A 12,425-nucleotide genomic window follows, 5' to 3' on the forward strand; every position below is an offset into this window, starting at 1 on the left:
GAGTTAGAGCCGACGAAGCCCGGGCTGCCCGGGCTTCGTTTTCATTGGGCGGCTCGGGCCGCGGCCTAGCCCTCCAGCGCCGGGGCTCTTATTGTCGCGGCATGTCCGGCAAGGGAATCAGCTGCCGCTTTGTCACCGCCCAGGCCCGCCTCGTGCGGGGCCTTGCCTGACCATGGCTGTCCGCCGCCTGGATCCCGTCCTGGTCGACCGCATCGCCGCTGGCGAGGTCGTGGAGCGCCCGGCCTCCGCCGTGAAGGAGCTTGTCGAGAACGCCCTCGACGCCGGCGCGAGCCGGATCGAGGTGGTGCTGGAGGGCGGCGGCCGCCGCCTCATTCGCGTCGTCGACGACGGCCTGGGCATGAGCCCGGACGACCTCGACCTCGCCGTGGAGCGCCACGCAACCTCGAAGCTGCCGGACGGCGACCTCTTCGCCATCGATACGCTCGGTTTCCGCGGCGAGGCGCTGCCCTCCATCGGCGCCGTCTCACGCCTCTCCATCGCGACCCGCCAAGCCGGCGCGCCGCATGGGATCTCCATCCTGGTGGACGCCGGCCTCAAGCACCCGGTCCGCCCCGCCGCCCTCGACCGTGGCACGCGCGTCGAGATCGCCGACCTGTTTTTCGCCACGCCCGCCCGGCTCAAGTTCCTCAAGACGGACCGCGCCGAAGCCCAGGCCGTCGCCGACATGTTGAAGCGGCTCGCCATGGCCAACCCCGGCGTGCGCTTCGAATTGGGAGGGGAGGGCGCCCCGGCCCTCGACTACCCGGCCGCCCCCGGCGATCCCGCGGCCGCGCTGGCCCAGCGCCTCGCCCAGGTGATGGGCCGCGACTTCGTCGACAACGCCGTGCCGGTGGACGCCTGGCGCGAGGAGGCGCGGCTGACCGGCCTCGCCGGCCTGCCCACCGCGCATCGGCCCACGGCCGCCGCGGTCCACCTTTTCGTCAACGGCCGCCCGGTGCGCGACAAGCTGCTGCTCGGCGCGGTGAAGGGCGCCTACGCCGACGTCGTGCCCACGGGCCGTCATCCGGCCCTGGCGCTCTTCGTCACGTGTCCGCCGCGGCTCGTGGACGTGAACGTTCACCCCGGCAAGAGCGAAGTCCGCTTCCGCGACCCCGGGCTGATCCGCGGTCTCGTGGTCGGGGCCCTCAAGCAGGCCATCGCGGACGCCGGCTACCGCGCCTCCAACACGGTCGGCGCTGCGACCATCGACGCCTTGCGGGCTCACACGGGCGCCCAGCCGGCCCGCTCCTGGTTCTCCGGCCGCGAGCCGGCGCGCAACGCCAACTGGGACTGGCGCGCCAGCCCGGCCGCGCCTGCCGAGCCGGGCGGTCGCCCCCTCGATGTCGGGACGGCTTCTGTCGCCGGCTACCCCCAGCCGAGCGCGCCCGCCGCTGCCCCTGCCTTCGGCTTCGCCGAAGCCGCCCAGGCCGCCTTTGCAGCCCTCGCCGATCCGGTCGCCGACGCCCGCGCCGCCGAAGCGGCGCCGGGGCCCGACCTCCTGGCCCGCCCCCTCGGCGCGGCCCGCGCGCAGTTGCACGACACCTACATCGTCGCCCAGACGCAGGACGGGGTGGTCATCGTCGACCAGCACGCCGCCCACGAGCGGCTTGTCTACGAGCGCCTGAAGGCCGAGCGCGCGGCCCAGGGCGTCGCCCGCCAGATGTTGCTGATCCCCGCCGTCGTGGACCTCGACCCCGTGGAAGTCGACCGCTTAACCGAGAAGGCGGACCTGCTCGCCTCCCTTGGTCTGGTGATCGAGCCGTTCGGCCCGGGCGCGATCGCCGTCAGCGAAGTCCCGGCCGCGCTGGCCAGCGCTGACGTGCCGGCGCTCGTCCGCGACCTCGCCGATTCCCTGGAGGAATGGGGAAGCGCCCTGGCCCTGGAGGACCGCCTCGACCACGTGCTGGCGACCTTCGCCTGCCACCATTCCGTCCGCGCCGGCCGCCGCATGAAGCCGGAGGAAATGAACGCCCTCCTGCGCGAGATGGAGGCCACGCCCCTCTCCGGCCAGTGCAACCACGGCAGGCCGACCTACGTGGAGCTCAAGCTGGCTGACATCGAAAGGCTGTTCGGGAGGCGGTAGAAGACTGTTGCGTCCGTCTTGATCGGGCGGGCCACCTGCCGCTGTCATTCCCGGCCGGAGCCGCGAAGCGGCGGAGGGGAAGGGGATCCAGGGGCCACGCGCGCCACCTTGCCTTTGTCCGGAACACAGAAATGGGACCCAGTCTCCTGGATCCCCTTCCCGGCGCTTCGCGCCGCCGGGGATGACGGCGGACGGAGCATTTAGCCCAGCTTCGTGAACACCACCTGCGTGTCGCCGTATTCCCGCCGGTCCAGCTCTTGAAACCCCTCCGGCAGCGAGAACTCCGCCCCGGCGGCCTCTTCCACCACAACCAGCGCCTCGGGCTTGAGCCAGCCCCCTTCGCGCGCCGAGGCGAGCGCCAGGGGCGCATAGCCGCGGCCGTAGGGCGGGTCGCAGAACACGAGCCCGAACGGCTGGTTCGGGTGCGCAGGGCCGAGCTTCGTGGCGTCGCGACGAAACACCTTGCTGACCCCAGCGGCGCCGAGCGCCTCGATGTTGGCCTTGGTCAGCCCGCGACCCTCGGCCGAGTCGTCCACGAACAGCGCATAGGCGGCCCCGCGTGACAGCGCTTCCAGCCCCATGGCCCCCGTGCCGGCGAAGAGGTCCAGCACGCGCGCGCCCGGCACGGGATCGTCATAGGCGTGGGCGACGATGTTGAAGATCGTCTCGCGCAACCGGTCGGACGTCGGCCGCACAGCCTGCGTCTTGGGGCCGGTCAGCGACCGGCCCTTGAACCGCCCCCCGACGATCCGCATCGCTTACCCCTCGCGCGGACGCCGCGGCGGACGCCCGCCGCCGCCAGGACGCGAGCCGCCAGGACGCGAGCCGCCCGGACCGCCCCGGCCGCCGCCCGGCTTGCCGCCGCGGGGCTTGAAGCCGCCCTCGGCACGGTCGGCCCGTCCCTTGAAGCCGCCAGCCGCGCGCTCGCCGCGCGGCTTGAAGCCCTCGCCACGGTCCTCGCGCGGCTTGAACGACCGCGGCTTGCGCGCGCCGCCTTCGCCTTCGGCGCGGCGGCTCTCGAACCAGAGGTTCTGCTTGGGCTTTCCTTCGCCGCCGCCGCCGTCGTCCCGCGGCCCGCGGCTTTCGAACCGCTTGCCACCGGCCGGGCGCTCGCCTCGGCCCTTGCCGCCGAACCCCCGCCCCTCGCCGCGCTCGCCTTCGGTGCGACCCCGGAAGGGACGCTCGCCCCCTGCGCGCGCTGGGCGCTCGCTCCGCTCGGCTCGGTCACGCACGGGCCGGTCGCCCCGGTCGCGCATGGGCCGGTCAGCCGCCGCCCGACGCGGGCGGCGCTCGCCTTCAGGCGCGCGCTCGGCGAGCTCCGGCGCCGCCTTGATGCGCTCCACCTTCACGGCGCGGCCCTTCGGGTCGGTCACCTTGCCGACACGCTCCCGCGGCTTGTCGGCGCTTTCCTGGCGCGCCAGCTTCGGGTCCGCGCCCCGGCGCGGGATCTTCCCCTTCGGGGCCTGGGCCTCGGCGTCCTCGGCCCGCCAAATGCTGGTCAGCGGCTCCATGGGATGCCGCCGCTTGGGACGGGGCGCCTCTTCCTCGGCCTCCGCCCGTCCACGCCCGCGGCGTTCGTCCCGGTCCTCGCCCCACGCGGGGGGCTCGTCGCGGCCGCGGCGCCGCGGCCGGTCGTCGCCGCTCACGCCCGCGCCGCGGATGATCTTGGCCGTCGGGCGGAAATCGTCCTCGTCGTACACGAACACCGGGGCGTCGAAGTCCGCCTCTGCCTGCGCGGCGAGCTCGGGGCCGAGCTGGTCCTGCAGCACGCGCGTCGTGATTTCCTCCGCTGCGCCCTCCGGCAGGTCGCCCAGCTGGAACGGCCCGAAGGAGAGGCGGATCAGCCGGTTCACCTGCAGGCCCAGGTGCTCCAGGATCTTCTTGACCTCGCGGTTCTTGCCCTCGCGCAGACCCAGCGTCAGCCAGGCGTTGTCGCCCTGCGAGCGGTCCAGCGTGGCCTCGACCGGCCCGTAATGGATGCCTTCCACGGTGACGCCGTCGCGCAGCGCGTCGAGCTGCGGCTGGGTGATCTCCCCGAAGGCGCGCACGCGGTAGCGCCGCAGCCAGCCGGTCTCCGGCAATTCCAGCACGCGCGCCAGCCCGCCGTCGTTGGTGAGCAGCAGAAGGCCCTCGGTGTTGATGTCGAGCCGACCGATGGTCACCACGCGCGGCAGCCCCGGCGGGAGCGCCTCGAACACCGTGGTGCGGCCTTCAGGGTCGCGCGCCGTCGTCACCACGCCGCGAGGCTTGTGGTACATGAAGAGGCGCGTGCGCTCGCGGCTCGGCAGCGGCGCGCCATCCACCAGGATCTTGTCCTTGGAGGAGACGTCCAGGGCCGGGCTCGTCAGCGTGACGCCGTTGACTTCGACGCGTCCGGCCTCGATCCAGGCCTCCGCGTCCCGGCGCGAACAGAGGCCCGCGCGAGCGATCACCTTGGCGATGCGCTCGGAAAATTCGGTGCGCGGCTTGGCGACCTTCTCGCCAGCCGCAGCCGCCTTGGGGCGCGTCCGGGTCCGGTCCTCGCGCCGGGAGCGGCCTTCGCCGAAGCTTTCGCGCTCGCCAGTCGGACGCTTGCCCCGGAAGGGCCGGTCCCCCTCGTCGCGCCGCGGCCGCTCGGACCGCGCCGGGCGATCGCCGCCGAAGCGCTTGGCGCGCGGCTCGTCGCCTTCGCGGCGCGGGCCGCGAGAGGGCCGTTCATCGCCGCCGCGGCCCCTGGCCGGCCGGTCTCCGCCGCGGGCGCCGAAAGTCTTGCCGGCGCCGCCCCGTGCGCCGCCCTTGCCCGGAGGCCGGCCTTTGCCGCCGCCGCCACGATCGTTGGTTCTGTCGCTCATGTCGCGCTGATAGAGCATTTCCGGGGGAAGTGGTATCGACATCTCGGAATAAATGAGAGGCCGCCAGCGTTGCAATCACGTCCCCACCCCATGGCCGAGGCCCTGAGGCAGGCGGAGGCCGCCGCCGCGCGGGGCGAGGTGCCTGTGGGCGCCGTGGTGGTGAAGGACGGCGCCATCCTGGCGGCGGCCGGCAACCGCACCCTGGCCGACCGCGACCCCTCGGCCCACGCCGAAATGCTGGCCATTCGCGAGGCCGCCGCGAAGCTTGGCTCGGAGCGCCTCGTCGGCTGCGACCTCTATGTCACCCTGGAGCCCTGCCCCATGTGCGCCGGCGTCATCTCCTTCGCGCGCATCCGGCGGCTCTATTTCGGCGCCGGCGACCCCAAGGGCGGCGCGGTGGAGCATGGCGTCCGGCTATTCGGCTCGCCGACCTGCCACCACGCCCCGGAGGTCTACGGCGGCATCCGCGAGAGCGAGGCCGCCGCGCTGCTCAGGGCCTTCTTCGCCGGGCGGCGCTGACCCGTGCGGGCGGCGCCAGCAGCGCCTCCAGGTCGCGCTTGAGCTGGTCCTTGGCCGGCTCCGCCGCCTGCAGGATCGCCTTGGCCCTGAAGAAGTCGAGTCCCCGGAACCCGTCCACGAGCGGCCGCACCAGGATGTCCGGCGCCCGCGCCTTCAGCTTCTCGGCCACGATGGCCCCCTGCATGATCTGCGACGCGCCCAGCATGGCCTCGAACGCCTCCGGCGCCGCCTTAACCTCGGTCGCAGGCCCGCCCGTGACGTCCACGGCGATCACGGCCATGTCCGGCCCGTCGAGCCCTTCGAAGGGCAGCGGATTGACGGCCCCCCCGTCGATATAGACCCGGCTCCCTGCCGCGACCGGCCGCACCAGGCCCGGAACCGCCATCGAAGCCGCCACCGCCGTCACCAGCGGGCCGCTGGCGAACCGGTGTTCGCAGCGTCCGAAATAGTCCGTCGCAACCGCCTGGAATGGAAGTTCGAGCTCCTCGATCGTGTCCGGCACCGCGTCCGGCCAGAACAGGTCGAGCATCTTCTCGCCGTCGATCAGCACTGGGTTGCTGAAGCTGGAGAACAGGTCAGTGAGCCTGCCCACCCTGGCCTGCAGCAGCCGCGCCATCACCTGCGCACGGTCCCTCAGCCGCGAGACCGCGTGGGCGCGCAGGTCCTTGCCGGAAAGCCCCGCCGCATAGGCGGCGCCCACGATCGCCCCGATCGACGTGCCCGCGATGGCGGCCGGCCGCACGCCGAGCTCGTCCAGGGCCTCCAGGATGGCGATGTGCGCCAGCCCGCGCGCGCCGCCGCCTCCCAGAGCGAGGGCGATGCGGGGCGAAGAGGATGGGTGCGTCATGGGCGGGAGCATAGCGCAGCGCGGGCGCGGGGGAATGCGCCCAGGCCGCGCGGCGCGGAATGGCCCAGCCTTTCCGCCGTCATCCCCGGCCGGAGCCGCGAAGCGGCGGAGGGGAAGGGGATCCAGGGGCCGCGCGCCGGGCCCGACCGGGTCAGTAAATCGCTCGTGGTCTCTTGGATCCCCTTCCCGGCGCTTCGCGCCGCCGGGGATGACGCTACAGAACGTTCGTCTCGAACACCGGCTCCACCGAGCCGCCCCATTCGCCCGCATAGCGCTCCAGCAGCACGTCCGCCCGGGTGCGACCCGTCTCGACGATCTCCTGCAGCGGCGCGAGGTAGGCTGTCTCGTCCTGCCCGCCCTCGACCTTGGCGCGGCGCTTGAGGCCTTCCGTCGAGATGGCCAGCACGTCGCGCGCCAGTTCGCGCACGGTGCGGCCGCGGAACGGCGCCGCCAGCGCCTGCCGGGGAACGGCGTCACGCAGGGCCTGCCGCTCCTCGTCCGTCCAGTCCTTCACCAGCTGCCATGCCTGGTCCAGCGCGCCGGCGTCATACATCAGGCCGACCCAGAAGGCGGGCAGCGCCACCACCATGTCCGACGTGCCCATGTCGGCGCCGCGCATCTCCAGGTAGCGCTTCAACCGCGCCTCGGGGAACAGCGTGGAGAGGTGGTTCGCCCAGTCCGAGATGGTGGCCCGCTCGCCCGGCAACTGCGGCAGCTTGCCGTCCAGCAGGTCGCGGAAGGATGCGCCGGCCACGTCGTGGTAATGGTCGCCGCGCTTCACGAAATACATCGGCACGTCGAGCGCATAGTCGACATAGCGCTCGAAGCCCATGCCGTCCCCGAACACGAACGGGATCATGCCGGCCCGGTTGTTGTCCGTGTCGCGCCAGATCTCCGAGCGCATCGACTTGAACCCGTTCGGCTTGCCCTCCGTGAACGGCGAGTTGGCGAACAGCGCCGTCGCCACGGGCTGCAGCGCGACGGCGACGCGGATCTTGCGCGTCATGTCCGCCTCGGAGGCGAAGTCGAGGTTCACCTGCACCGTGGAGGTGCGGAACATCATGTCCAGCCCGCGCGAGCCGACGGTCGGCATGTAGCGCCTCATGATGCCGTAGCGCTGCTTCGGCATCACCGGCGTTTCGGCGCGGGTCCAGGTCGGGCTGTGCCCCAGCCCGAGGAAGCGGATGCCGAAATGCGCGGCCACCGCGTCCAGGGCGTCGAGGTGCTGGGCGAGCTCGGAGCGGGTCTCGTGCAGGGTCGCCACCGGCGCGCCGGACAACTCGAACTGGCCGCCCGGCTCCAGCGAGATCGCGCCGCCGCCCAGAGGGTCGGCCAGCCCGATAATGGCCTCGCCGTCCATGATCGGCTCCCAGCCGATCCGCGCCTGCAGGCCCTCCAGGATGGCCCGGATGCCACGCGGGCCGTCATAGGGCACGGGCGCGTGGTCGTAGGCGTAGAAGCCGAACTTCTCGTGCTCCGTCCCGAGCCGGAAATCCGACTCAGGCTTGCACCCTTTTTCGAACCAGGCGACCAGTTCGGCGCGGCTTTCGATCGGCGTCGGGTCGGACTGGTCACGGGCCATGCGGGGATCCTGGGCTCCGGGGGCGGGCAAGGGTCCCGTTAGATAGAGCCCGCAACGCAAAGAAGCAATGACAGCTCAGGGCTTCATCTTTGCGTTTGCGCAAACTTGCGCGAAGAAGTGGCGGGCCCGCGCAAGACAAGCGCTAGCCGGTCCTCCCGGCCCCGCCCTCCGTGTCCTGCTTCGCCTCGCCGAGGCTTGGGCTCCACACGCCCATCAGGGCCTGCAGGTTGCGCAGGTGCTGCTGCTGGACTTCGCGGCCCGTCTCGATCATGCGCGTGAACGCGTCGAAGTTCGGCGTCGTCCCTGCGGTTGCGGCCGCCGGCTTCGGGGCTTCCGCCGGCGCCGGCTCGGGGGTCGGCTCCGGCGCGGGTGCGGCGGCCTCGGGGGCAGTCGCCGGCTCTGCCGGTGTCGCCTCTGGCGCAGGCGGCGTATCGGGCGCGGTTCTGGCGGCGGAGTCCGCGGCGCGCTCCATCATGCGCTGGAGCATCGGGCCGAGGCCGGCGGGGTCAAACATGTTCGGCTCGTCCGCCTTGGCCGCCTCCGGCTTCGGCTCCGGCTTGCCCCCCATCCATTCGCCGACGATCTCGCCCCAGTTCTCCGGGATCCCGACCGGGAACCCGGGCGCCCCTGCGGCCGGCTTGGGTTCGGGCTTGCCCGTGCCCATCGCGCCCGCGAAGGCCTCCATGGCGCTGGCGATCGCGTTGCCGAACGTCTTCCACGCGCCCCCTGTCAGCATGGCCGCCATCGCGGGCATCATCTGCTGCATCAGGGCGGCGTTGAGCCCGGTGGCCGAGGCCGCCTGAGCGGCGATCTGCTGCCCGAGTTGCGGCGAGCCGAACAGCGCGCCCATGAGTTGCTGGCCCTGTTGCAGTCCCTGCGGCGAGAAGGCCTGGAACATGGCGCCGGGCTGGCCAGGAGGGATCGACAGGGCCGCGACCAGGTAGGGCCAGGCCTGCGGGTTCTTGAGCTGCTGGCGCAGCGCGATGGTGAAGGCCGGCAGGATGGCGTCCACGGCCGCCTCGCTCTGTTCCGGCGTCAGTCCGAATTGCCGGGCGAGGTCGTTCACGGCCTGGCCTCCTTGCGCCTTCTGCATCATCTCGAACAGGTTGATCATCGCGATCCTGTGTTGTGCAGGTGCGCCCGAGCGGAAGTCGCGCACCCCGCAGCATCGCGCCCGCGGGCGCGCTTCTCAATCGCAAACTCTCACGGGTTGCACGTTTTTACCATGCACGCCTTTGGATGAGCCGTTCGGCTCAATCCGCCCGTTCGGGCGCGTCCATGACGTCCTGGGTCTCGGCCGAGAGCGCCCGGGACTTGGCCTTGGGAGTGACGAGAGGCTCCGGCGTGAGCCGCGGCGCGACCTTGCTGTAGTCGGCCGGGCGCAGCTTGCCCTCCGCCTGCTGCAGGGCGAGGCGCTGCTCGTCGCGCTCGCGCACCGCGAGCCGGACCTCCTCGGCCCGCTCGGCGGCCGAACCGAGCGCGACCAGCGTCTCGCGGCCGAACTCCAGCGCGGAGCTGAGGGTCGCGCGGATCTGGTAGTCCACTCCCGCCTTGATCAGGTCGATGGCATGGATGCGGTCATAGGCGCGGGCGTGGACCTGCGCGAGCGGGAAGTTCTCCCGGACCAGCTCCGTGATGGCCAGTGCCGCCTGCCTGTCGTCCACGCAGATGGCGATGACGCGCGCCTGCCCGGCGCCGGACGCCCGAAGCACGTCGAGCCGGGCGCCGTCGCCGTAATAGACCTTGAAGCCGAACCGGCCGGCCGCCTTGATCCGGTCCACGTCCTTGTCGATCACCGTCACGTCGACGCCGTCGGCGAGCAGGACCTGGGTGGCGATCTGGCCGAAGCGCCCGAAGCCGATCACCAGCACGCTCCCATGCGCGCCGTCGAAGCTTGCGGGGTCGAATTCGGGCTCCGGCTGGGCGGCTTCGCGCCGGGCGATCCCAACCTCGATCAGCTTGGCCACGATGGGCCCGATCACCATGGTCAGCGCGGCGAGGGCCGAAGCAAGGCCCGACTCCTGGGGCGAAAGGATGCCGAGCGCCCCTGCCATGGGCAGCAGCACGAAGGCGAACTCGCCGGCCGGCGCCAGCAGCGCCGCGCTGCGCAGGGCGTCTCGCCGGGCCGAGCACATCCAGCGCTCCAGCCCATAGGCGACGGCGATCTTCAGGGCCACCACGCCGACGGCCGCTAACAGCAGGGGCACGGCCTCGGCCAGGATGACCTTGGCGTCCATGCCCATGCCGACGCTCATGAAGAACAGGCCCAGAAGCAGGCCCCGGAACGGCTCGATGTCCGCCTCCAGCTGGTGCCGGAAGTTGGATTCCGACAGCAGCAGCCCCGCCAGGAAGGCGCCGAGCGCCATGGACATGCCGGCGTGCTCCATCAGCAGCGCCGCCCCGAGCACCACGAGCAGGGCCGCCGCCGTCATCACCTCCCGTGCTCCGGTCCATGCGAGCACCCGGAAGAGCGGGTTCAGCAGGTAGAGGCCGGCCACCACGATGGCTGCGATGGAGGCCATCGCGACGCCCGTCGAGCGAAGGCCGTCCCACAGGTCCGGCCCGCCGGGCGCGCTCGACTCCGGCGCAAGCAGCGGAACCAGCGCCAGGATCGGCACCACCGCCATGTCCTGGAACAGCAGCACGGAGAAGGTGCGCTGGCCGTAGGGCGTCTGCAGCGTGCCGCGCTCGTCCAGGATCTGCAGCGCGATGGCCGTAGCCGACAGCGCCAGGGCGACGCCCAGCAGCGTCGCGCCGCGCGCGCTCGCTCCGAGCCCCATCGCCGCCCCGGCGATCACGACGCCCGTGGCCAGGAACTGCGCCGTCCCGAGCCCAAAGATATCCCGCCGCATGGCGAGCAGCTTGGAAGGCTTGAGCTCCAGCCCGATCACGAACAGCAGCATCACCACGCCGACTTCCGCGACCGTGCGCACGCCATTGGCGTCCGTGAACAGCCGCAGCCCGGCCGGCCCGATCGCCGCCCCGGCCACCAGGTAGCCGATCACAGCGCCCAGCCCCAGCCGCTTGAACAGCGGCACCGCCAGCACGGCGCTGAGGCAGAAAATCAGGATGGGCGCGAGGAAGCTCGTCGTCTCTGGATGATCGGGCATGGGTCCGGGGCCGGGGGAATGGACCCTCCAACATAGGCCCCCAACCGCGCCGAGGCGAGGCCGCATGCGCCATGCCGCGCCACCCCCTCTCCCCGGCGCGGGACAGGGCGGGGTGAGGAAGCCTGCCGCTCCGTCCCGCATGCCCGGTCTTGCCCTGCACGGCCCCTCAGCCGTCATCGCGAGCGCAGCGAAGCGATCCAGGGGCCGGCCGCCGCCCTGGATCGCGTCGTCGCTCCGCTCCTCGCGATGACGGAGGGTGAAAGCCTCAGCTGTACGGGTCCGCGGCGTCCCTGAGCCCGTCGCCCATGAAGTTGAAGGCCAGCACCACCAGGATCACCGGGACCATGGGGGCCAGCAGCCACGGGTAGAGGTTCACCGCCGCAAGGTTCTGCGCCTCGTTCAGCAGCACGCCCCAGCTGGTCACCGGCGGGCGCAGGCCGAGGCCGAGGAAGGACAGCGCCGTCTCGCCCAGGATCATGGACGGGATCGAAAGCGTCGCGCTGGCGATCAGGTGGCTCATGAAGTTGGGCACGAGGTGGTGGGCGATGATGCGCCCCCGGGAGGCGCCCATCAGCTCGGCCGCCCGGACGAACTCCTCCTCCCGCAGCGCCAGCAGCTTGGATCGCACGGCCCGCGCCAACCCCGGCCAGTCGAGCAGGCCGAGGATCAGCGTGATGGCGAAGAACACCAGCACCGGGCTCCAGTTGGCCGGCAGGGCCGCCGACAGCGCGAGCCAGAGCGGCAGCTCGGGCAGCGAGCGAAGGATCTCGATGAGCCGCTGCACGGCGGCGTCGACCCATCCGCCCATGTAGCCCGCGAGCCCGCCGAGCGTGAGGCCGATCACGAACGACACCGCGATGCCCATCAGGCCCACGGTGAGCGAGATGCGCGCGCCGTAGATGATCCGCGAGAACAGGTCCCTCCCCAGCTTGTCCGTGCCAACCAGAAAGAACGTGCCCTCCGCGGGCGGGCACACCAGGTGGAAGCGGGACTGGAACAGCCCCCAGAATGTGTAGGGCGCGCCCTGGCAGAAGAACCGCAGCGGCTGCGGCGTGGTCGTGTCGACCCGGTACTCACGCCGGAACGTGTCGACGTTGAAATGGAAGGTGTAGGGATACACGAACGGAGCCTGCAGGCGCCCCTCGTGGAACAGGTGCACGCCCTGAGGGGGCGCGGAGAGGTGGTTGGCGTTGCGGTGGCCCACCGTGTAGGGCGCGATCACCTCCACGAAGGGCAGCGCCAGGTAGAGCAGGGCCAGGAACGCCGCCGAGACCAGCGCCACCCTGTGGCGCTTGAACTTCCACCAGATGAGCTGCGCCGCCGAGGCGCGATAGAACGCCTCCTCCTCCACGGTCATCTTCTCGGCCGTCACCGGGTCGAACGGCGCGGTGTTGACGTAGTGGCCCGGCGCGTTCGGGTCGTGGGTGATGGGGGAGAGGACGCCGCTGCTCAT

At 72.0% G+C, this 12,425-nt stretch carries 9 protein-coding genes; 2 read left to right on the top strand and 7 right to left on the bottom strand.

What is annotated here, in order from left to right:
- Positions 1 to 172 precede the first annotated feature (172 nt).
- Positions 173 to 2,083, top strand: coding sequence for a DNA mismatch repair endonuclease MutL (mutL, locus tag SLNSH_RS12625; RefSeq protein WP_106337361.1), 1,911 nt, complete (start codon positions 173 to 175; stop codon positions 2,081 to 2,083).
- 200 nt (positions 2,084 to 2,283) lie between these two features.
- On the opposite strand, the gene rsmD is transcribed toward mutL, so the two are convergent.
- A complete protein-coding gene (gene rsmD / locus SLNSH_RS12630; protein ID WP_106337362.1) occupies positions 2,284 to 2,838 on the bottom strand; it encodes a 16S rRNA (guanine(966)-N(2))-methyltransferase RsmD in 555 nt (184 codons plus the stop codon).
- A 3-nt stretch (positions 2,839 to 2,841) separates the two neighbouring features.
- Positions 2,842 to 4,914, bottom strand: coding sequence for a pseudouridine synthase (locus SLNSH_RS25225; protein WP_245422312.1), 2,073 nt, complete (start codon positions 4,912 to 4,914; stop codon positions 2,842 to 2,844).
- Between the two features lie 90 nt (positions 4,915 to 5,004).
- On the opposite strand from SLNSH_RS25225, the gene SLNSH_RS12640 reads away from it, so the two are divergent.
- Positions 5,005 to 5,433 (top strand): nucleoside deaminase, encoded by a 429-nt coding sequence (locus SLNSH_RS12640; protein WP_106337363.1) that lies wholly within the window; start codon positions 5,005 to 5,007, stop codon positions 5,431 to 5,433.
- Here SLNSH_RS12640 and SLNSH_RS12645 read toward each other — a convergent pair.
- From SLNSH_RS12645 to SLNSH_RS12665, 5 genes are all read right to left on the bottom strand, one after another.
- Positions 5,405 to 6,280, bottom strand: coding sequence for a patatin-like phospholipase family protein (locus SLNSH_RS12645; protein WP_106337449.1), 876 nt, complete (start codon positions 6,278 to 6,280; stop codon positions 5,405 to 5,407). The two genes, SLNSH_RS12640 and SLNSH_RS12645, sit on opposite strands and share 29 nt — an antisense overlap.
- A 214-nt stretch (positions 6,281 to 6,494) precedes the next feature.
- Entirely contained in the window at positions 6,495 to 7,862 is a 1,368-nt protein-coding gene (locus SLNSH_RS12650; protein ID WP_106337364.1) for a glutamate--cysteine ligase, read from the bottom strand.
- Between the two features lie 142 nt (positions 7,863 to 8,004).
- Positions 8,005 to 8,976 (bottom strand): DUF937 domain-containing protein, encoded by a 972-nt coding sequence (locus SLNSH_RS12655; protein ID WP_106337365.1) that lies wholly within the window; start codon positions 8,974 to 8,976, stop codon positions 8,005 to 8,007.
- 139 nt (positions 8,977 to 9,115) lie between these two features.
- Positions 9,116 to 10,972: a monovalent cation:proton antiporter-2 (CPA2) family protein gene (locus tag SLNSH_RS12660; RefSeq protein ID WP_106337366.1), complete on the bottom strand. Its 1,857-nt coding sequence runs from the start codon at positions 10,970 to 10,972 to the stop codon at positions 9,116 to 9,118.
- Positions 10,973 to 11,237: 265 nt separating this feature from the next.
- Complete coding sequence (locus SLNSH_RS12665) at positions 11,238 to 12,425, bottom strand: ABC transporter permease (protein WP_106337367.1); 1,188 nt, start codon at positions 12,423 to 12,425, stop codon at positions 11,238 to 11,240.

The sequence above is a fragment of the Alsobacter soli genome (genome assembly GCF_003004785.1).
GTDB lineage: Bacteria > Pseudomonadota > Alphaproteobacteria > Rhizobiales > Beijerinckiaceae > Alsobacter > Alsobacter soli.

Excerpts from the sequence above, each read along its gene's own strand:
- mutL (WP_106337361.1), top strand. The coding sequence starts at position 173 with ATGGCTGTCCGCCGCCTGGATCCCGTCCTGGTCGACCGCATCGCCGCT.
- rsmD (WP_106337362.1), bottom strand. The coding sequence starts at position 2,838 with ATGCGGATCGTCGGGGGGCGGTTCAAGGGCCGGTCGCTGACCGGCCCC.
- SLNSH_RS25225 (WP_245422312.1), bottom strand. The coding sequence starts at position 4,914 with ATGAGCGACAGAACCAACGATCGTGGCGGCGGCGGCAAAGGCCGGCCT.
- SLNSH_RS12640 (WP_106337363.1), top strand. The coding sequence starts at position 5,005 with ATGGCCGAGGCCCTGAGGCAGGCGGAGGCCGCCGCCGCGCGGGGCGAG.
- SLNSH_RS12645 (WP_106337449.1), bottom strand. The coding sequence starts at position 6,280 with ATGACGCACCCATCCTCTTCGCCCCGCATCGCCCTCGCTCTGGGAGGC.
- SLNSH_RS12650 (WP_106337364.1), bottom strand. The coding sequence starts at position 7,862 with ATGGCCCGTGACCAGTCCGACCCGACGCCGATCGAAAGCCGCGCCGAA.
- SLNSH_RS12655 (WP_106337365.1), bottom strand. The coding sequence starts at position 8,976 with ATGATCAACCTGTTCGAGATGATGCAGAAGGCGCAAGGAGGCCAGGCC.
- SLNSH_RS12660 (WP_106337366.1), bottom strand. The coding sequence starts at position 10,972 with ATGCCCGATCATCCAGAGACGACGAGCTTCCTCGCGCCCATCCTGATT.
- SLNSH_RS12665 (WP_106337367.1), bottom strand. The coding sequence starts at position 12,425 with ATGAGCAGCGGCGTCCTCTCCCCCATCACCCACGACCCGAACGCGCCG.